11 protein-coding genes are annotated in these 22,199 nt (G+C 48.2%); 5 read left to right on the top strand and 6 right to left on the bottom strand.

The genetic code is table 11. From position 1 onward, the window contains the following. Window positions 1–350: 350 nt before the first annotated feature. Window positions 351–7,439: an InlB B-repeat-containing protein gene (locus MKZ12_RS29345; protein ID WP_339257986.1), complete on the top strand. Its 7,089-nt coding sequence runs from the start codon at window positions 351–353 to the stop codon at window positions 7,437–7,439. Window positions 7,440–7,618: 179 nt separating this feature from the next. Here MKZ12_RS29345 and MKZ12_RS29340 read toward each other — a convergent pair whose 3' ends face one another. Beyond that, entirely contained in the window at window positions 7,619–9,487 is a 1,869-nt protein-coding gene (locus tag MKZ12_RS29340; RefSeq protein ID WP_339257985.1) for an AbfB domain-containing protein, read from the bottom strand. A 361-nt stretch (window positions 9,488–9,848) separates the two neighbouring features. Between MKZ12_RS29340 and MKZ12_RS29335 the strand changes: the two genes are divergently transcribed. Next, a complete protein-coding gene (locus MKZ12_RS29335) occupies window positions 9,849–10,625 on the top strand; it encodes a glucose 1-dehydrogenase (RefSeq protein ID WP_339257984.1) in 777 nt (258 codons plus the stop codon). A gap of 269 nt (window positions 10,626–10,894) precedes the next feature. On the opposite strand, the gene MKZ12_RS29330 is transcribed toward MKZ12_RS29335, so the two are convergent. Both MKZ12_RS29330 and MKZ12_RS29325 read right to left on the bottom strand, forming a co-directional pair. Then, the gene (locus MKZ12_RS29330; RefSeq protein WP_339257983.1) at window positions 10,895–12,340 is read right to left on the bottom strand and encodes a DEAD/DEAH box helicase; all 1,446 of its coding nucleotides are present in this window, start codon (window positions 12,338–12,340) and stop codon (window positions 10,895–10,897) included. Window positions 12,341–12,561: 221 nt separating this feature from the next. Continuing rightward, a complete protein-coding gene (locus MKZ12_RS29325; RefSeq protein WP_339257982.1) occupies window positions 12,562–12,918 on the bottom strand; it encodes a hypothetical protein in 357 nt (118 codons plus the stop codon). Between the two features lie 430 nt (window positions 12,919–13,348). Here MKZ12_RS29325 and MKZ12_RS29320 point away from each other — a divergent pair, with 430 nt between their 5' ends. Continuing rightward, window positions 13,349–14,287, top strand: a complete 939-nt coding sequence (locus tag MKZ12_RS29320) for a macrolide 2'-phosphotransferase (protein ID WP_339257981.1) — start codon at window positions 13,349–13,351, stop codon at window positions 14,285–14,287. A 43-nt stretch (window positions 14,288–14,330) separates the two neighbouring features. Continuing rightward, on the top strand, window positions 14,331–14,723 hold the full coding sequence (locus MKZ12_RS29315; protein ID WP_339257979.1) for a hypothetical protein: 393 nt from the start codon (window positions 14,331–14,333) through the stop codon (window positions 14,721–14,723). A gap of 438 nt (window positions 14,724–15,161) precedes the next feature. Here MKZ12_RS29315 and MKZ12_RS29310 read toward each other — a convergent pair whose 3' ends face one another. Then, window positions 15,162–17,459, bottom strand: coding sequence for a 5'-nucleotidase C-terminal domain-containing protein (locus MKZ12_RS29310; RefSeq protein WP_339257977.1), 2,298 nt, complete (start codon window positions 17,457–17,459; stop codon window positions 15,162–15,164). Between the two features lie 252 nt (window positions 17,460–17,711). On the opposite strand from MKZ12_RS29310, the gene MKZ12_RS29305 reads away from it, so the two are divergent. Beyond that, window positions 17,712–18,674: an endo-1,4-beta-xylanase gene (locus tag MKZ12_RS29305; RefSeq protein WP_339238770.1), complete on the top strand. Its 963-nt coding sequence runs from the start codon at window positions 17,712–17,714 to the stop codon at window positions 18,672–18,674. A 135-nt stretch (window positions 18,675–18,809) separates the two neighbouring features. Here MKZ12_RS29305 and MKZ12_RS29300 read toward each other — a convergent pair whose 3' ends face one another. Next, entirely contained in the window at window positions 18,810–20,147 is a 1,338-nt protein-coding gene (locus MKZ12_RS29300) for a glycoside hydrolase family 30 protein (RefSeq protein ID WP_339257975.1), read from the bottom strand. A gap of 311 nt (window positions 20,148–20,458) precedes the next feature. After that, window positions 20,459–21,976 carry a leucine-rich repeat domain-containing protein gene (locus MKZ12_RS29295; RefSeq protein ID WP_339257973.1) on the bottom strand — a complete coding sequence of 506 codons (1,518 nt, stop codon included), beginning with the start codon at window positions 21,974–21,976 and terminating at the stop codon, window positions 20,459–20,461. Window positions 21,977–22,199: the final 223 nt, after the last annotated feature.

The following is a 22,199-nucleotide window of genomic DNA, read 5'->3' as shown; positions in this document are numbered from 1 at the left end:
GGTCATAATTCGACTGCGACTGATAAGAAAGATCGGTGAACGACTTCATTCTGTGAAGTTGGTAGCATCGTAGCCAGAAGCAGTCAGATCTCTCCAGTCGGATGTTTAGCTGACGTTGATGTTCCGAACGTGCTGAACGCCGCAGCTAGGACAATGCCATGTCTGTATGTAAAGTTTATTTCCCCGCTTGATCTCCACGTGCCGGGCGAACTGACTCGGAGGAAACCAATGATCCCCATCTGGGTCAATGGTTTCCGCTATTAGTCTGGCTTTATTGATTAGCTTGGTTAGCAACAGATTTTGGACGGTATTTTTTTAGTTTGATCTATACATAGAAGGGATGAATGAACGTGAAAAAAGTAAGACAGGGATGGAAGGTGAGCCGTCAGGTCCTGATGTGGATGATGGTGATCAGCTTAATCGTGTCTGCCGTGCCCATATTACAAGCGCAATCGGCAGCAGCGGCTGAACTGCCGATGCAACAGACCAAAGTTACCACATCCAGCGGGTTCCAGGATGTGAGTCCGACGGATTGGTTCTACGATGCAGTCGTCCATGTGCAGGAGAAGGGCATACTTAGCGGGACCGCTGCAAGTACCTTCTCACCTAAAGGGACAATGACGCGTGCCATGTATGTGACGGCACTCGGACGGATGGCTGGGATAGATACAGGGACGTATTCTACTTCAAGCTTTGCTGATATACAGGTGGGCAGTTGGTATGCGCCGTATGTTGAATGGGCAGTTAAGCAAGGGATTACTGACGGTACGGGTGGAGATAAATACTCGCCGAATGCCACCGTATCCCGTGAGCAGATGGCAACGATGACGTTGCGGTATTTTGAAAGCGAACAGATTCCATATCAGACCGAGAATCTGGTCACGACAGAGCCGGGTGATCTCGCGAATGTATCGCCTTGGGCGGCTGACGCGGTCGTCAAGCTGTGGCAAGCCGGTGTGTTCACCGGAGACGCCAAGGGCAACTTCCATCCGCGTGCGCAAGCAACTCGCTCGGAAGCTGCGGTTCTTTTCATGCGCAACAATGCAGTTGTAGAGGCGTGGAAACAGCAGAATTCAACGCCAGTGACGCCAACACCTGAACCAACGCCGACGGTGACATCAACACCGACATCACCAGTGACATCAACGCCAACGCCGTCACCGGGCGGTAATAACGGTGGCGGAACGCCTGGAGATAACGGAGGTAACCCAGGTACGGGTTCCACTGCGTATACGCTCACGTTTGAGAGCAACGGAGGCACGGCGATTGCTGCGCAGAAGGTGCGAAAAGGCCAGGTGCTAAATAACCTGCCGGCTCCAACAAAAGAGGGATATATATTCCAAGGGTGGTTTACAGATAGTGATTTCTCGCTCATCTTTGCAGAGGGTAGTACGCTAACTGAGGATATGAAGTTGTATGCGAAGTATACAGATAGCATAGATAATGCCGTACAGAGCACACCAAGCTATTCGGTATTGGATGTGGCACCGGACTTCACGATTGCAGTAAACGATGCATCAGGCAACCTGACAGTATCCGAGGTTCAAGCGAATATGACCTTCTCAGACACGGCGAATCCCGACTTTGCTGGAATTACCGTCACTGGCGGGAACGGGGCTTTCACGGTAGCGTCCGCAGCTGAAGACGGAAGATTCGTTGAAGGCAATACGTATCAACTGAAGTTGAATAGCGATAACCTGTCCTTCCAAGGTCAGGATGCGACGATGAGTATTTACGTTTTTAGTGTTGCTAAGCAAGAGGTTCTGGACATTCCGCTGAACCCTAATATGATCTACCTTCCATTTACGGATGTCACGGATATGATATTGAATGGCGAAGCTGTGGGTTCACCTGAGATTTCGGTAGTTGCCACGACGGTGGGCGGTAGCGAAAATGCGCTTGCCGAGGCGAATGCGAGCAGTGGAACGTTCGTGTATTCCGGCAGCACCGTGATTCAAGTCGGCAATACTGTCGCCATATATCAAGGGGTTCGTCCCGATCGACGCACGTTAGAAACCACCGGCGCTGACGACGGCGATGTGGCCTATGTCCAGATTACAGCGGTAGACGGAAGCACTTATACCTACGATCATGCGGATATCAAACAAGTATTGCTCAAGCCGGATGTTCTGCCGGTGAGTGTGGAAGCGGACACAGATGGAGATCGGAACAACAATTCCATCACAGTTGAGCATACCCAGATGAACTACAGCGACAGCCTGTATGAGCCTTTCGGCTTGGATGAGTTAACCACGGTGGATGTGGGTGACTTTATCGGCTTTTATGAAGGCAACTTTGCTGAAGATGGTTCTCGAATTGTCGGTTATGGACGTATCACTTCGATTACGCCTGAAGCTGAGATGGACGTCATCGAATATACTGATGCCACGATTGGGGATATTGAGAATGTCTTCAACATCTATCAGCAGCAAGCGATTGACGGCGATGATCTGTTATCGGTAGAGCAGATCGCGGAGCTTGAAGAGCAAATTGAGCAGCAAGCGAGAGACAGCGGATTCGTCAATGAGGCCGCGGATTATCTGTCTGATATCGCCATGGAGACGAAGGAAATTCAGGAGATCAAGGCTCAGTCCTCCCTAGCGGCCGGTAAAGGGAGCCGGGTAAGTGTGGAGAACCTGACCGTTGTTGCTTCACTCGGCACGAGGCTGAAAAATATTGACGGCAGAACCTCAGGCGTAAGCGCTACATTACAAGTGGGCGCCGATATTGTTGTCAATATCAATGAAGACAGCGAACTTGTCATCCATATGACGGGTACTTTCGTCCAGGAGATGAGCCTGGATCTCGGTATTAATGGGGATATGCAAGGGCATTGGCTGAAAAAGTGGGGAATTCCTTACTGGTACAGCATTGATGATTATGTAATTACGGCGAATCTGGATGCTTATAGCTATACCGGAATGAATATCACGGCAGAGATAGCTCTCGTTGAACGCGATAAGTTAAATGATGCACTGAATGACTGGGTGGGCGAGAAGAACGCTGGCAGGTTGGGAAAGGTCCAGGACATTGCGACACAGATTAAAGCGGTAATGGCGGGTGTGCAGGATACTGCCGTAGATGCGGAATCGTTGAAGGAAAAGTATCAAGAGATGTTGGAGCAAGACACGGAATGGGTTCCGTTAATCAAGAAGGAGCTCTTTGAAAAGAGCGTACGCGTGGCTTTAGGTATTGTGGAAGTCAAATTTGAAGCGGAGTTTGTGGTCAGCGCCCAGGTGAACCTGACGGTGGGGGCAGATTTCTACTATAAGATGGCCAAGCGTTACTCGGTTAGCTTGCGCGTATTGAGTTTCAGTGGTTCGAGCAATACGGTCAGCTTGCCGGGAGACGGAGATTACCAATTTACCTTCTATGTGATGGGGACGATCGGTTTACGAGCTGGTATTCATATGGAGGTCAAAGCGGGGATTGGAAGCGTCAAGTTGAATAGTATCGGGCTTGCTGTAGAACCTGGTGTGTATGTGAATCTGTGGGGCTACTTCTATTATCAATTGAAAAATATTAGCGGGGTGGAGAGTACGAAGTCTATAGGCGCCCTCTTCGTTGAGATTGGCATCTATTTGGAGGTTGAACTCGGTGCTCAATTAGGAGATGGCGCACTCTCTGGCGGCGTGGAGCTGGTCGATGAAGAGTGGCCACTGTATACAATTGGAGAAGAACAGAACGTCTACGACTTCGCCTATCCTCAGGATAAGTCGCTCAAGGTGAACATGGCGGGTTCTGCGTCATCCATCGCTGTACCGGAGTTGTGGGTCACGATGAATACCTTTGATTTGAAGACAGGCGATACGGATGAAAAAGCGTATGATCGCTCGAATTTCGATATTCAGGTGGACAATCCAAACTTCAAGTATGACGCAGCAAACGGGATGATTGAAGTGGTGGACAAGAACATTCAGGTGAGTGATGGCAATCTGGTTATCACCTGGAAGGGATCGCCGGGGTCGTTCACGTCCGATCCGCTCAAGCGTACGATTCAGTTAAGCTGGCTTGCCAGAGTAGGTGACTACATCCTTCAGCTGGATCCTCAGAACGGCGGAGTGACCCAGGTTGTGGCGGCTCCGTATAACGCGCCTATTAACGTAGTCACCCCAGTATATCCAGGATACACATTTGACGGCTGGTATACGGCCGCTTCCGGCGGCACGAAGATCACGATTCCGAGCCGAATGGCTGCGGAGGATCGGAAACTGTATGCGCACTGGATTGCGAACAAGAATACGCCGTATACCGTTGAGCATTATGTGCTAGACCCGAACAGCAGAACATTGGCTCCGCCTGTGGATACGGAGAATTTGACCGGAACAACGGACACGGAGATTCGCATCAGCTCCGACAGGTTTAAGGAGCAAGGATATTCGACAGGTACGGTAAGCGGCGTATTGATCAAGGGTGACGGCACAACGGTCGTCAGAGTGAATTACTCTCCGGCGAATCGTAAAATGACTTTCGCTGGAGGTTATGCCGGTGCGCCCCAAATCTCGGTAACAGAAGCCGTTGGCAAGAACATCGCTACTCGTATACCTGTGCCGACAAGGCAGGGATATACGTTTGCCGGTTGGTCGCCAGAAGTTCCAAGTGCGATGCCGATTGAGGATACTACGTATACAGCGAAGTGGACGGGGAGAGAGGGTACGCCTTATCAGGTCGTATACTTGCTGCAAAATATCGGAAGTGACACCTATACGGTTGCAGATACGGAATCGTATCGTGGAGTTACGGGTACCGAGGCGAATATGACGGACGTCAAGCCGAGATCCTATGATGGCTTCGTGCGGGACGACAGCATTTCGGTACTGACGGATCTAATCACGAGCAACGGCAAAACGACGCTAAAGGTATATTATAAGCGTGATGTATACCAAATGACGGTGGATTATAACGGTTCTGGAGCAGCAAATAAAACGGATAATGTTCCTTTCGGAGCAACGATGCTGTTGCGTCTGGGCACTCCGACATGGCAGGGATATAGCTTTACGGGTTGGTCGCCAACGCCGCCGACCACGATGCCTGCCGAAGATGTCCATTTTACCGCTCAGTGGGCAATGAACGACTACACCGTAAATTTCGACAGTAATGGTGGGTCCGAAGAAGTGCCGGCTCAGACTGTAGGGTTTGGCGCTACGATTAGTACGCCGACTGAACCGACGAAAGATGGTTATGTATTCGGCGGTTGGTACAGTGATAACACGTTGACGAATGCTTACGACTTCGCTGCAGCAGTGACGGCGGATCTCACACTGTATGCGAAGTGGCTGATCCCTTACACGATAAGCTTTGAGAGCAATGAAGGGTCGGAAGTCGCAGCCCAGACAGTGAACGAAGGCGCCAAGGTGGTGGTCCCTACTGCTCCGACGCTGGAAGGCTATGTATTTAGCGGCTGGTACAGCGATAGCGAGCTAACGAACGCCTATGATTTTACGACTATGGTGGTAACGGGAGACCTCACGTTGTACGCGAAGTGGACGGTTTATGTACCGAATACTTATACTGTAACTTTCGAGAGTAATGGCGGATCGGTAGTCACAGAACAGACTGTGAACGAAGGTGCCGTGGCTACTGCTCCTGGTGCTCCGACACTGGAAGGCTATGTATTTAGCGGCTGGTACAGCGACAGCGAAATGACGAGGTCTTATGGTTTCACGGAAGGTGTAACGGCGAATGTAATGCTGTACGCGAAGTGGACGAAGAATAGCTACACAGTGAGCTTCAACAGTAACAGTGGAACGTCAGTGAGTAATCAGTCTGTAAGTGAGGGTGAAACGGCAACGATTCCTGAAGCGCCGACACGTCCAGGGCATGTATTTGAAGGCTGGTATAGCGATGCTGGTCTGAATGAATCTTACAGCTTCACGACACCTGTGATGAACAACCTCACATTGTACGCGAAATGGACGGCTATTTACACGGTCACCTTCAACAGTAACGGCGGATCACTGGTGGCTGACCAGAATATGCAAATCGGCGGTAATGCTACGGAGCCTGCCGTACCGACAAGGGATGGTTACACGTTCAACGGTTGGTACAGCGACGCTGGACTGAATGAAGCCTACAGTTTCACGACATCGGTGACGGGTAACCTCGCGCTGTACGCGAAGTGGACATTCAACAGCCGCACGGTGGACTTTGACAGTAACGGTGGGGCAGCAGTAGGTAGTCAGACGGTGGTTACTGGCGACAAAGCTGTGGCACCTGCTGCGCTGAAGTGGGCAGGGTATCGATTTGAAGGATGGTACAGCGACCCCGATCTGGAGATCGTCTACGACTTCGGGACGCCGGTGACGTCAAACATCACCTTGTACGCGAAGTGGACCATGACATCATGGCTGCAAGTAGGTGACTTGTTGGAATTGAATAGTAAGTCCAATGTCATCTTCGACAGTCAAGGGACTCCTTACGTGGCTTATATAAAGGACAATTACGAAGTATTTGTAATGCAATATAAGGGAGGCACGTGGCAGCCCTTGGGTAATCAAAGCGATCTTGAAAAAGCGGGAGGATTAGGGAGCTCAGCTATATCGCTTGGAATAGACAGTAAGGACAAGCTTTATGTTGCTTATAGGAATAGCTCAGGTAAAGTAAGCTTTAAGAATTATAATGATGAACATAAGTGGTGGAGAGCAGTATCTACTGTCTCAGACTTCAGTTGGAATGATGGTAAGACGAGCAGAAAAGTAGATACAGTTCAAGATAGCTTCTTCATTACCTTTGATAAGGATGATAATCCTTTTCTGATGTTTAGAGGTGCTTTGGTCGGTAATGCTGCGGAACCGTCAATGCTCATGTCATGGAGGTATTATAGTGATAGGGGACGGATACAAGAAGCGAGAATACAGGCATTCGCAGGTCTAAGAGCCTTCCTCGCACCATTACCAAACAACGGCATGTATTTATTTGCTCCATTCAGGTCATCTAGTACCCCTGTGGCAATAGGATATAGTCTGGCAGATGGGTCATGGAAACAATTAGATCCTAAATTATATCCATATCAAATAACTCCGAATATGGATGCTGCATCCGCGCTTGATCCATCTGGCGTACCTTATATGATCTATCTGAGCAGTTCCAATGGTGTTGAAATGTGGAAATATCCGCACTCCACTCCATCAGAAGATACAGCATGGGAAAAGGTGAGCACTCCCGGATTCTCGGTGGGTTCATCTCAAGAAGTAAGCATGGATATGGCCTTTGACAGCGAAGGAACACCTTACGTTGCTTATCGAGATGCAGCAAACGGCAACAGGGTGACTGTGTTGAAATATGAGAATATGGACTGGAGACCCGTAGGATCTGCCGGGTTCTCCACTGGTGATGCTCTTCAGCTAGACATCACCATAGACAGCACCGATAACATCTATGTGAGTTATAAGGAACAAGGTAAAATGAACATGATGAAGTTTGATCCTAATTTCAAATAACCTTGATAGATCAGACTGGCAGAAGAGCCTACTCCCATCGGAGTAGGCTCTTCTGCATATATTCTATAATTTATTGTAATTCATGCAGCGTTTGTGTCTCCGGCACGTTATGCCTCCCATTGCTTCGCGCAACCCACCATACCTGGCTAAGCCTAAATTTTCATCTCCAATTCATTTTCTTAGAAATTAGTCCGCCCAAACGTGGCATCACCCTTCACTGTTGCGCTGCTAGTTGCATTGACAGCATCCAACTGCAGTACATAATCATAATGCCGGATGTAATATCCTGGCTGACTGTATGATTGAAGGGAAACTTTGGTGCTGTCAGCCCAACCAGGGCTGCTCAAGAACGTGGCATCTCCCTTGTAGGCAGCGGTGTCGGCGTAGGCTTCAAGTACAATTTTGTTGCTGGCGTTGCGCTTCAGAAAGTAGCCGGGGAAGTTGATGGATTCCAGTGAAATTCCCGTGGAACTCGCTAGACCCGGTACGACACGGAACTGGGAGTCCAGCGCAGGAGAGACATTAGCGTCAATCCGTGCGATGTAGTTGGCATGACGGATGTATCGATCCGGAACGTTGTGTGAACTGAAGCGGCTGTACCCTGTGGCTTCCGGTGTGGCTGGACCCAACATTTTGACCTCGTGCAGGGTTGGGGTGTACCAGTTCCCTGGATTATTCCACAAGACGGCGTTCACCATATTAATTCGGACATAACGTGCGGTGAAATGCACAGCGTCCGTGGTGAAACCATAGGTCAGATTGTTGGTGCGATCCAATGTGGAGTAATTGATACCATCGTTGCTAATTTCGATTTTATATTTGTAGTACCCTTCGGAACCTTTATACATAAACCAGGACGTATCGATCTCCGTGATCGTCTTCGGTGCGCCGAAGTCCACCTGCCACCATGCAGGCCAGCTATTGGAGGAAGCTACCCAAGACGTCTGGTAGTTCCCGTCATTGACGTTGGATGCGGATGAGCCGGAGGCTGTGGAGATGGCGGTAGCTGTTTTGCCTTGTGCATGGTTGACGAGAGCAGGCGGGGTTACGATGCCTGTCGCTGCGTCGATATTCCACGTTGTATACCACTCCAGTGATGCTGTTCCATTCGAATCATTCAAGGTTAGCGGTAGCCAGATATGTTTGTGCTCTCCAATACTCATGGGGTTCCAGCGGTCTGCCATGTAGATGTAGGATGTGGTGCTGCTGCCTGTAATCGTGGCAATATCATGAATCTGCGAACCGAAGGCAGATGGATTGCCATATGGTGTAAGTGCAGTCCACGGGCCCGCCATGGAAGTTGCTGTAGCATATGCCCCCTGATTCGGATACCAGCCAGCGGCTTGGGAGGTGAAGAGGTAGTAACGGTTTCCTTTTTTCACAACGGCAGGCGCTTCGCGGTAGGCATTCTCGAACAGCCAGCCTTCGAAGGATTGTATTCCGGTGTAACTTGCATTCATTTTGAAAATAGCCATCGAATCATTGGCACCGCCATTTTTGCGTGAAGCAGTAACCAGATAACCTGTGCCATCTGTATCAACAAAGACGGTCATGTCACGGGATTCATAATTGAGTGGGCGGAAGCTGCCCTCATAGGTGAATTTGCCATTTGGGGTATTGCTCGTTGCCACCGCTACACGCCCGAGGTTGTAGTCTGTGCCATTCTCATAGTGTGCCCAGAGCACATACTGGTTGGTGGAGGCATTATAGATGACTTTGGGGCGTTCGATCTTGCTGGAGGCTAGCTCGGTTGCGGAATCTTTCGTCAGGATGGCGTTGCTGAAAGTCCAATTCTTCAGATCGGTGGAGGTGTAGACGTTCACACTGTCGAACCTGCCGCCCACCGCATGTTCACCGTACAGATAATACATCGAACCTACCTGTAGAATGTTGCCGCTGTTCGCATGGATGGGATTGCCTGCGGTGTCGAGCCAATCGGTACCGTTGGTGATCGTGACACTTGCTGCGCTTGTTCGCTCAGGATGAAGTCCAAACAGGGTGAACGTGAGTGCAAAGACCAGTAACCAGACCGCTTTCCTGTTACCCATTACATACACCTCCACAGATAATAGAAATATAAAAGCGTTTTCATTTATATTGTAGTTGATTTACAATCTTTGGCAAGTGAACATTTCAATGAGAGATGAACTCAGCAGCAGGCAGAGGGCAAGAGCAGCAAGAGCGAGGGCACGAATGAAGAATGAAAATGAAACTGCCTGGTGTCATAAGGAGGGCTAGCCAGCGAACCTGCTGGAGCTTCGGCTACGCTCGGAGGATATACGGATATGATGGCTATCGCTGAACGGAGTGTCCTTACCGAATAGGAGAGCAACATTTTGTATGTCGTCTCGTGATATAACTGTCTTGTGCCCGTGACGGGTGCTACTTATTCAGTAGGGGGATGACGTTATGAACGAGATATGCAGAAGACTTGAAGGGCAGATGGCCTTGGTAACAGGAGCAAGCAGAGGCATCGGTCGCAGTATTGCAATGCGTCTGGCACAGGAGGGTGCACATGTGCTTGTGCACTTCGGGACACGACAAGACGAAGCGGAGCAGGTTGTGCGGCATATTACAGAACATGGTGGACAGGCGCAAGCCATTGGAGCGGATTTGCGCACGCTGGATGGAATTCATGCATTATTTGCGCAGGTCGATGATGCTGTTCGGAAGCATGGACGAGATGGCAGTCTGGATATTCTGGTAAATAATGCAGGCATCGGGCAGATTCTTGGTCTGGAGGAGACGACAGAAGCTTCCTTCGACGAAGTGATGAACATAAATGTCAAAGCCCCCCTGTTTGTCAGCCAGCAGGCCGTTCCGCGTCTGCGGGATGGCGGGCGAATCATTAATATTTCTTCTTTTGTTACACGAGTGGCTTCCCCGGGCGTGTTCGCCTATAGCATGACGAAGGGGGCGGTGGATACCCTCACCAAGCTACTGGCCAAAGAGCTGGGAAGTCGCCAGATTACGGTCAACGCGATCCAGCCAGGCATTATTAATACCGAGATGAATGCAGCCACACTCACGAACCCGCAAGGACAGGCATATGCAGCAGGTTTGTCTGTTCTTAATCGCTGGGGAGAGCCTGAAGATGTCGCAGATGTAGCTGCATTTCTTGCGTCAGCAGACAGCCGCTGGGTTACCGGACAATGTCTCGATGCCAGTGGGGGATCACATCTCTAACATTGCTTGCAGTGTGATGGACTCCGCGTAATGCTGATCCATATCATGTATCACATGAACTGACAGGATAAGGAGGCAATGATTCTCAACAAAAGAGCAAACAAGGGATAACGACCTGCTAAAGGCCTGTTATCCCTTGTTTTGTAACCGGATGAGGTGGATCTGTTGCTTGGTATGATTTTCTATCTTTTTGTTGCATTTGCGTAGTTCTCTTTGTATGGTAGCTGCACGGTCCGCTACCCTTGAATCGAATTTCCGATGTCATTCTGCTATTTATGACCTTTACGAACCTTGAGCTGCATCTTTTTGATCGTTGTATTCTGCATAAGCTCCAGTACGAGTGGTCCTTTGCCATTCAGAATCTCCACATCTGTTACATTGTCTTGAATGGTAATGATCCCGATATCGTCTGCAGCAACGCCTTCAAGCTTGGCGATGGTACCGACAAAGTCTACGGCACGAAGTTTCTTTTTCTTGCCTCCGTTGAAGTTCAGCTTCATGATCTGTTGGTTCAACTGTTCGCGCTTGTCCTTTTTACGTTCAGGCACGATCTTCAATCGCTTCTCAAAATCTTCTCTGCGGCGATCCACAGCTTCCTCGGAAGGAGCTTTCACAACAGGAATTTCGAAACCGATATAGGATTCAATCTCGGCCAGACGTCGGCCATCTTTCGGTGTAATCAACGTAATGGCTTTACCTGTTTTGCCTGCGCGACCCGTACGGCCTGTGCGGTGAACATATCCCTCTTTTTCCAAAGGAATATCGTAGTTGATGACATGAGTAATATTCGTGATATCAATACCACGTGCGGCCACGTCCGTCGCGATCAGATAACGGAATTGTCCCCGTCTGAAGGCGTTCATGACTTCGATCCGTTCATCCTGCTCCATGCCACCATGGATACGGTCTGCTGGATAGTCCAGGTCAGCCATGACCCGGAACAGTTTATCTACATTCTCCTGCGTACGGCAGAACACGATGCAGCTATCCGGATTTTCCACAATGAACAAGTCCTGAAGCAACGCGGTTTTGTTCACCTCTGGCACGTTAATCACAGCATGTTCAATCGTGGCTGTTGTCAGTCCACTTGCTTTGATCTCGATTTCCACTGGCTTGTTCATGTATTTTCGTGACAGCTTGGCTACATCTTCAGGGAACGTAGCGGAGAACAACATCGTCACTCGCTCCTGCGGCAGTTTCTGAATAATCGCTTGTACCGTCTCAATGAAGCCCATATTTAACATCTCATCGGCCTCGTCAATGACGAGATAGGCGATCCGATCGAGTGGCAGCGTGCCGCGTTCGATATGATCCAGTACCCGACCTGGCGTACCTACAGCGACATGTGTTCTTTGTTTTAACTCGGCTTTTTGGATATGAAAAGGGGACTGTCCGTATAGTGCGGTTGCTTTAATACGCTTAAAGCGGCCGATATTTGTAATATCTTCGTTAACCTGCAAAGCCAGTTCCCGGGTTGGTGTAAGAATCAAAGCCTGTGGCTTATTTTCATTCCAATCTACCAGCTCGCAGAGCGGAATGCCGTAGGCAGCTGTTTTACCGCTACCCGTCTGTGATTTCACCACAAGATCCTGATTCTCCAGTGCTACCGGAATAACTTTAGTTTGCACCTCGGTTGGTGTCTCATAGCCCAGACTGTCCAGTGCTTTTACGATCTCTTCACCAAGTCCATAATCTTTAAATTGTTGCTCGCTCATCGTTTACCTCTTTTGCGTTAGTTTTTGTACAATTATTGCACCGTACATTTATCGTATACCTTTTCATTATACTCTATATGCAGGCAGGCTAACGGAGTAAATGCATCAAGTGATTAAATTGTTTTCATCCATTCCGATATGAGGAGTAAGGGGGTTGCTGTTCGCAGGTGTATCATAACGTTCCACGTGAAACGAAATGTATCGGTGGATTTTGCTGTTTGTTAATGAATGACCATTTTCACAGCCTGGGTTTGGGGAGGGTAAGATTGAGCGATTATTCCACCAATCCATACGTCTGCACTTCGACCAACGAGTGTCTCATCCAAAGAGACGGTGACAGTCTCTCCTTCGATGATGAGTTCAGCATCCGTATTGAGCGAGATCCAAATCGGTCCTGATTCAACACCTCCATCTTCTTTATTCTCGATGAGTACCTGACCTCTTTCTTCCTCAAAATCCGTAATCATTCCTCGCACATGTGGCTTCTCTTCCCCCTGTTCCTCGGATTTCTCTGCGCATCCGAGCGTTAGCAGAAGTAAGATAACTGGCAATAAGGACAACTTTCGTACAATGGACATCGAGTTGTTCACCTCTCATCCTTTCTGATTAGACCTATAAACTATGGACGTTACCTGAGACGCACAAGTTCCTGTATATCAATAAAAAGAACCAAAAATATTCCATTCGGTCTGGAACTGGGATATGGAATATGTTAGCATATGGGTAACTTATTGAACGGAGGGATACGTGTGCTAAATTTTTCCCGATTGAGATAGTTTGGCGAGATGTTTGTTTCGCTTGCTGTTTTCTGCCTGTGTGCAGCTCATCGGGATTGGTTTGCCATTGTACACGTATGCCGCTAGTCATGAAAGAATCACTCTGTGAAGGGGTTCTTTGATGTACTACTATTTTTTTGTGAGCATTCGGGTATGCCAATATCCAAAATGAACTGCACAGGCGGACATGTCTGTGTTTTTTAGTTTATCCAGGAAAAGGGGAGTGCCTGATATGACAAAATCGAACTCAAATGAACATTTGGCAATTCAAAATGAACTATTATCTTTAGCCGGACAGAACGGACTAATTATGGATAAGGAGTCCTTGGAGATTAACGAGTCGGGTATGGATTTTCGTGTAGCATTCGCCACGGACGAAGAAGACCACAGATGGGTTTTGCGCCAGCCGCGACGTGAAGACGTATGGGAGCGAGCCGAGAATGAGCGCAGGGTGCTGGATGTAGTCCGAGGCAGTATACCCGCACAAGTACCCGATTGGCGGATCTGTACGCCAGAGTTGATCGCTTATCCTTTACTGGATGGTGATCCGATTGCAGTTGTCGATCCTGCAGGGGGAGGTTATGTCTGGCAATTCCCCCAGGAAAGTTTATCTGATACGTTTCTCGATTCCTTGGCTGTGAACCTCGTCGCGCTGCATAACATCGATCCACACGAGGCGAAGAAAGGTGGAGTACGGATCAAAACACCTATGGAAGCTCGCAAGGAATTTGCAGCCAATATAGAAGAGGTTAAGCAGAATTTTACGGTGCCAACCGAACTGGTTGAACGTTGGACGATATGGCTGTCTGTAAGTAGCTATTGGCCGCAGCACTCGGCGTTCATCCATGGTGATCTGCATCCGCCGCATATTATTGTCGATAAGGAACAACGCGTAACTGGACTCATTGACTGGACGGAAGCGGAGATTGCTGATCCGGGTAAGGATTTCGTCATTTACTATGCACTCTTTCAGGAGGAAGGACTGCGTGACCTGTTGAGACGTTATGAGAAGGCAGGAGGAAGAACATGGCCCCGGATGCTGGAGCATATTCGAGAGCAATGGGCAGCCTATCCTGCGATTGTTGCCAAGTTTGCACTAATTACAGGCAAGGAGTCGGACATGGAGATGGCGAGAGGCATGCTCGCAAATTGGGATGTGAAGAGGGGCTGAGCTTGAAGGTATATATCAACCATATCAGGTAAGGGGTGGATGTATGGCACGATTCCGAATGATATGTTGGCTAACAAGTATTGCATTGCTGGTTAGTCTAATGGGATGTACAACTCTGTTTGTCAATTCTAGTGATCGTGCGGAGAACGTGCTCTCCCAAGAGCGAATGAAGGAACTACGTGAGGAATATCCACTATCTACGAACACCCCCGCGACGATATCCATGAGAGAAGTAAGCTTCAGAGAGGTAATGACATATGGGGATAGCGTTGTTGTGGCAGAGGTAATGAAAATTTTGCCGAGCTTTAGTGTGGAGCTGAGTACTGAACCGGGCACACCTGAAAGAATGATGGCTGATAAGGATAAAGCTAATGGAATGACACCATACCAACCTAAATTCATTTCCTATGAAGTGAAGGTACATGAAGGTACATGAAGTAGTAACAAGAGCTGATGTACCGAAGGATACTTTTTTATTTTACAACGCTGACTTCGCAGGTGTGGAGCCTGAACTTAAACCAGGTATGGAGATTATCGCTGTAGTCAAAAAGGGGACGACCGGGAAACAGGTGGATGGATATTCGTTCACCGCTACGGCACGTATTATATTGTCGATGGTGACTACGTACTTGCCGCCTACGAGGGGGAGGCGGAGGAATTACGTGATTTTACGGAAAAAACAAATGGCATACAGCTGGACTCTTTCATGGATAAAATTAAGAACTTGCCATCAGGCTAAATGTCTTCATTCCCACAGAGCAGTAGAGGAGAGGCAATACGCATAAACATTGGTTGACATAGCAAAGGGCGATCCTGACCATGAGTTCCATGGGAGAATCGCCCTTTTTTCGTTAAGCGTGGTGCGTAACGATTGCTATTTCAAAATGCTCACATATTTCCCGTATACGAATGCTACACGTCCATCGATTTTCACTTTGACCCAGCCATATTTGTCTGTACTAATTACCTCAAGCAGGGTGCCTTGCGGTACGGCAGCAATAACTTTGGCTTTGGATGAAGCGCCAGCGCGTACGTTCAGGTAAGCCGCTGTAACCTTGGCTTGTTTACCTTTGGTGATGCTACCCGGTTTACCCGTGTTTGGTGTTGAAGGTTTACCAGGTTTCGACGTGCCTGGAGTCGGTGTTGGTTTAGGTACGGTTGGTGTTGTCGGTTTCTCAGGTGTAGGTGTTGTCGTACCACTATCGCCACCTGTTGCCGTTTTGCGAGCTTTGTTCAGCTGTTGATAGAACGCTCCCTTGGTTTTCACACCTGCGAATTGCGCTGCACTCACATCGGCTTTGGCGGATAGTGCATCAATCTCTTCTTGCGTCACCGCATCCAAAATGTTAATGGAGGCAATGTTGGTGTACTTGCCATCTTCCGTTGTTGGAACAGACATGATGCCATCGTTAATTAACTCCACCACATCTGCACGTTCTGGTGCAGTCAGGTCTACGCCGGTGATTTTCCAATTGTGTTGAATCTTCGGTTCGTAGACACCTTTCATCACATCTTTCAGATAGGCGATGGACAGGTTGCGAATCGTACCTTGGATCTCACCAAATGCAGAAGCATCCTTGGAGGACCAGAGCTGCTTGAACTTACGTCCTTCCATGGCGCCGCCTTTGGCAATCAGGGCTTCCATTCGGTAGGCATTCATGCCCAGCTTCAACGTATCGTCTTCTTTGACGGCTACACCGTTGCTGTACTTAAGATTCGTAATCCGACTGCCGTATGGCTTGGTCAGGTCAATCTCATACGTTACGCCGCCGAAGAAATCATCGGTGCTGTATTTGGAAGCACGCCGTTTCGGATCAAAGCTGACAGTCACATCACCCGGGCGTGTGGAGTTGAAGTATCCCGCAGACCACTCCATATAATCCATCAGATCCCGTCCGGTTACTTCATACACGGTTACTTCACCAAAGGTATATTGGTAGTTGAACGCAATATCCTTTTTCTTGATCGGGCCTACATCCAGCTTGGCCTTGTCGTTATCAATCTGGTGCGCGACCACATCGGCATCACTGTAATGCAACATCACTTCGGTGAAAAAGTCAGACAAAGCTGTTTCCTGAATCTGCACAGCAGGGATCCCCTTAATCTCATCGGCAGGCACCAGGTTCGTGCCTTTCAGTTCAGCGACTTCAATGTTGGCATCGGCACGAGCGAACTCGTGGAACGGGTGCAAGGTCTCTTCCAGCGCAGGATCGGAGACTTCATATGTTCCGTCGGCTGCTTTTACAGCGAGTGCTTGAGCCTCTTTGCTTTTCAGCACAACTTTGTCGCCGTCTTTGGCAAATGTCAGGTCAATTCGCGAAATATGTGAGCCATATTTATTCGGTTCGGAGATCAATACACCGTTAACCGTTTGGGATTCAATCAGGGTATGCATGTGTCCGGCAAAAATAGCAGCCAGCTCTGGGTTGGCGTTGGCGATATCCGTCACTCCGGTTCCCGGATTTCCGTTCTCGTTATCCAATCCCATATGCATAAGTCCAACCATGACATCGACTTTGCCTTTCAGCTCGGCAATGGCCTTCTTGGTCTCTTCTACAGGATCTTTGACGATGATACCGTCCAGGTGATCCGTACCTTTCTCGAACTCGGTAATCATCGGTGTGTTCATTCCAATGACACCCACTTTGATGCCGTCTTTCTCAATAATCGTATAGGCAGGCATGTAGCGGTCGCCGTTTTCTTTGAAAATGTTACCTACGAGAGGCTGTCCATTGAATTGGGAAGAGATCTTCTCCAGTACGTCCAGTCCAAAGTTAAACTCATGGTTACCCATAACCCATGCGTCATATTTCATTTCATTCATCGCAACCATCATGGGAGATTGAGGTTGATCATTGAATAACTCAGCGGAGTTATCCTGAATCATGTCCCCTGCATCCAGCAGAATCGTATTGGGATTCTCGGCACGCACTTTTTTCACAATGGTATAGAGCTGCGTCATGCTGCCGGTTGGGTTTGGACCGTCCAGAGCATAGTCCCACGGCATAAATCGGCCATGAATATCCGATGTACCCAGCAACGTGATCTTGGTTTCCTTGTCTGCCTCAGCAGCCTGAGCTGGAGTAGAAGCAAAAGGGGCGAACAAAATGGAGGCACATAAAAGGAACGATAAAGGCCATCCGGCGAAACGTTTTGTTGAAATTTTGCGCATGTTGTAATCTCCCTTGTTATCTAGTGTATGTAAAGATATGTGTCATTTTATACTAGATAAACATGTGGTAAATGTAAACTCCAATGTAAGCGTTATGTTGGATTTAAGAGAGAAATCTATAAATATAGCTAACTATTAATTTACGATTTTTGAAAATAGTATAATTTGCAGGTGTTAAAGACCAAAATTATCCAGTAAAATGGTTTTTGTAAGCGCTTAATAATTCTAAATAATGATTAAGGAGGAATTTCATTGTTCAAGTCCAAGTGGTTCAAGACGGTTGGTTCACTAGCATTGGTAGGCGTTCTCGCTGCTTCGGTTGCAGTTGGTAGTGTGAGCGCTGGTTTGGCAAAAGGTAGCAAATTTTTAGGCAATATTATCGCTAGCCAGGTTCCTTCGAATTTTAGCCCTTATTGGAACCAGGTAACTCCAGAGAACTCCACCAAGTGGGATGCTGTGGAAGGTACACGCAACGTGATGAACTGGGGTCAGGCAGATATGGCTTACAACTATGCGGTCAACAACAATTTTCCGTTCAAATTCCATACGCTCGTATGGGGGAATCAGCAGCCAAACTGGATTAACAGTCTCTCTGCCGCAGATCAGAAGGCTGAAGTGACACAATGGATTAACGCCGCAGGCCAGCGGTATCCGAAGGCAGCATATGTGGATGTCGTCAATGAGCCGCTTCATGCCAAGCCTTCTTATCGCAACGCGATTGGTGGAGATGGAGCCACTGGCTGGGATTGGGTTATCTGGTCATTCCAGCAGGCGAGACAAGCCTTCCCGAACGCCAAATTGTTGATCAATGAATACGGAATTATCGGTGATCCGGCTAAAGCGGACCAATATATCCAGATTATCAACCTTTTGAAAAACAGAGGTTTGGTTGATGGTATTGGTATCCAAGCACATTACTTTAATATGGACAACGTCTCTGTGAGTACGATGAACACAGTACTGAATAAGCTGGCTGCGACAGGTCTGCCGGTCTATGTATCCGAACTGGATATGACGGGCGATGATAATACGCAGTTGCAGCGCTATCAGCAGAAATTCCCTGTACTGTGGAAGCATGCTGCTGTTAAAGGCGTAACACTGTGGGGCTACAACCAGAACCAAACATGGGTAAACGGTTCGCATCTGGTTAATAGCAACGGTACAGAACGTCCAGCGCTGCAATGGTTGAGAAATTATCTGGCGAACAACCCTTAAGCGTGCATTTTGACGAGTCTGAGTTTCCCTTGTGAAATTCGTTATTATATAACACCAAATAGCGCCTGTTCCACATGTTAAGCATGGGAATATGGCGCTATTGGTGTGAGTATGCTTTGTTTCAACTGAGGTTTGTTACTTCGGTTGAATAACCATGCTGTTGAAGGAATCAGCTTCCAACTCCAGACGAAGGGTGTGTCCTTCATATGCCAGATACAAGTCGCGACGATCCTGGAATGGATTGTTGATGACAATGACGAGACTGTTATCCGGGTTGCGGAAAGCCACAGATTTACCGCTCCAGGCCCCAGACAGGCCGACTCTTCGAGCACCAGGGACCACATGATGAGCGAAGTGTTTCATCACATAATACTCCGGGTTTCGAGTAACCTCCTTATTGTCCGGATCTACGGTCATCATGGAGTTCTGCTCCCAGCCCCATGTGCTGCGGCCTTTCGGTTCCAGAACCATGTTCCAGTAGATGTACGCGTTCACGCCGTTGCTGAAGTAATGCTGGTAGAGGTTATATACGTATTTGGCGTAGTTCCAAGAGTTGTTGCCATCGCCGCATTCGTTCTCGGTCTGCATATAACGTAGCTCCGGATAACTTGCCGAGGTACGTTGAATGGCATTTTTGCCAGCCCATTGATACCCAACACCTTTGATATAGGAATAGGCTTTTGGATCACTCAGGACAAGTCCGGCGTACTCGTCGAAGTCGTTTGTTTTTTTCTTGATCAATTCTTCCCATGGATCAGGGGCGTTGATCGTGCCCAGCCAGATCTCCGTATCCAGACCGTGTTTGTCAAAAGCCGGCCCCAGATAATCGGCGATAAACTCACGAAGCTGCTCGCCTGTCCACATGCAAGAAGGGAATTTCTGATCTGCAATGACTTCGTTCTGCACATGCACCTGATGAATCGTAATGCCTGCTTCACGGTAAGCCTGTACGAATTTTACGAAATACAGGGCGTAAGCATCCAGAATATCTTTCTCCCAACGAAGTGTGCCGTAGTTATAGGCTTTGGGTGACTTCATCCATGTTGGCGGGCTCCAAGGGGAGGCGAAGAATTGCAGGTTCGGGTTATAACGCAGAGCTTCCTTGATGTAGGGAATCAGATATTTGAAATCACGTTCGATCGAAAAATGTTCCATGGCCACGTCGCCGTCCACCTCGTTGTGGCTGTACCACTGCTCCGCATAATCACTTGCGCCGATGGGCAAGCGGCAGATGTTAAACTTGTGCTCACCCTCCGGATGGAAGAGGGAATGAAATACCTCATGGCGCTGCTCCTCGCTCAAGTGAGACAGAGCCATATAACCAAGCTCGTTGAAACATCCGCCGAATCCTTCCACAAGCTGATGCTGCTCACCCGTGAGTTTTAAGTTAGCGCTTTCATTTGTTGACGAAAAAGATAACTCTTTCCATGGACTATCTTGGGTTGTTGAATAACCAGTGAACGTAAATGTCATATGATTTTCCTCCTCGCGTGGACTCCAGCTGTCATCTATATTACGTTCAGTATAACAACTCTCGCGGCAAAAGAAGATATGCTAAACCGTGTAAAATTTGCCCTAATCCGAGATAGAATGTTACAAGTTCATGCTCGTATAAACAGTTGGTACGGTGCATTTACTTATGATTGATTCTATCCATATACCACTATCCAATGTCGTAGCACTATTGTCATAACACATGAAAAATCCCCGCTGATCGTTCAAGACGGGGACTTTGCTATGTTTCTCATATTCTCTTATGGCTGAAATTGAACGTGAGATACGACTTAAGGCTGTACACGATCACCGAGCTGTTTATTTTCAAAAATCAGAATCGTTTTACTGCTACCGATGTAACCAACAGAGGCATTGAATTGCTCTGAAATGAAGCGAACCGGAACAAAAGCTTTGCCATTTCTCATCATTAGAGGAGCATCATTGATCGCAAGTGTATCGTCCACGATAACCTGCTTGTTGCCCACGCTCCAGCGTATCGTTTTGTCATTCTGTGTGATCACGGCTTCGTGCGTACCGCTGTTCCAGTTCACACTGGCGTTTAATTGCTCCGAGACAAAGCGCAGAGGCACATAGGTCCGCCCTTCATCGATAAAAGGTGCAGCATCCAGTGCATAAGCACGATCTCCTACATAGGCAGTGGTAGACCCTTCCATCAGCCGCTGGAAGCCGCCTTGCGGCGTCCGTTTCTGCTCCCGCACATTCATCCGGTTCAGAATCTGCATCGTCTGACTGCCACTTGTGACATCCAGATAATTGTTCTGCACGGTAAGCCCCGCAGGCTCAACCTCTGAGACAGATGTCTGAATACCTGAGGATAATAAGGTGGACGCTGAGATATCCTGAATGGCGTTCGTCGCAGACTGATCACGGGTAAACGTAAAACCTGCAATCGGTGTCAGATCCCACACCCGGTTGTTGGATAATTTTAATACGTCCAAACTTGATAGTTGCCGAAGAGGTTCCAGATCATAGATCTGATTGGATTCTGCATTCAGTTCCTTCAGACCAGTCAGTCCCTCAAGCCCCTTGAGGTGTTGTACTTGGTTATCAGAGATATCAAGTGTCCGAAGCCGTGTCAGGTGCTCCAGTGGTGTCAGGTCCGTAATGTGATTGCCTGCTACATTCAGATTCCGCAGGGTATTTGGCAATTCAGCCAGTAGTTCCAGTGTCTGAATCTGATTGTTTGCAACATTGAGTTGTTGGAGCCGTTTCTTACCCATGAGCGGTGTCAGATCACTAATGGAATTGTTTGAAATCTCAAGCCATTTCAGTGCATCCGCATCCGAGAGGGCTGCAAGACTGGCAATCTGGTTACCGCTGGCGTGGAACGTATGTAATCGGTTGAACCCACGTACAACCTCTATGGATGAAATGGAATTGTTGCTGATATACAGCCGTCCCAAGTCTTTCAATTCAGCAAGTGCGTCTATGGATGTAATGTAATTGTTGCGAACATCGATCTCGCGAAGCTGAGTTAGGTGCTCCAGGGGTGTGAGATCCTCAATCTCATTCCCATATAATCGGAGGTGAGTCAGGTTGGTCGCATATTCCAGACCGGACAGGCTCTGAATACCTGCATTGCTCAGGTCCACCACTTCAAGCTGCTCCAGATCAGATGAAGTCAGTGGATCATCGAGAGGTTTATTCAGGATTAGCTTCAATCCGTCTTCAAGTAAGGGATCCTCAATGATTCCCTCGCCCGAGTCTGTAGTTGTGTAAGCCATGGCTTGCCCCGATGCCCCGAGACTTAGGATGAATACTAGAAATAATAGAGTCACTCTTCTCATTGCATGTATTTCCTCCGATTTTTAGAATTATAAAATAATCCGAACGATTGAGTTAGATAAGTATCGCATTTCCACCATAACAGAAGGTTGTTATGCCTACGGAGTGTTGCGTGTAGATTGAACAATTTAATGTATGCAGACTCGGCTAAAAACACATCTATAGTTATTAACCCGTCAACAGGAAAAAGGAACACGAAATTTCATAAGGGGTATTCTCTTACTT

Source organism: Paenibacillus sp. FSL R5-0713, assembly GCF_037973325.1.
Classification (GTDB): Bacteria; Bacillota; Bacilli; order Paenibacillales; family Paenibacillaceae; genus Paenibacillus.
This window is presented reverse-complemented; position numbering and strand designations above follow the sequence as displayed.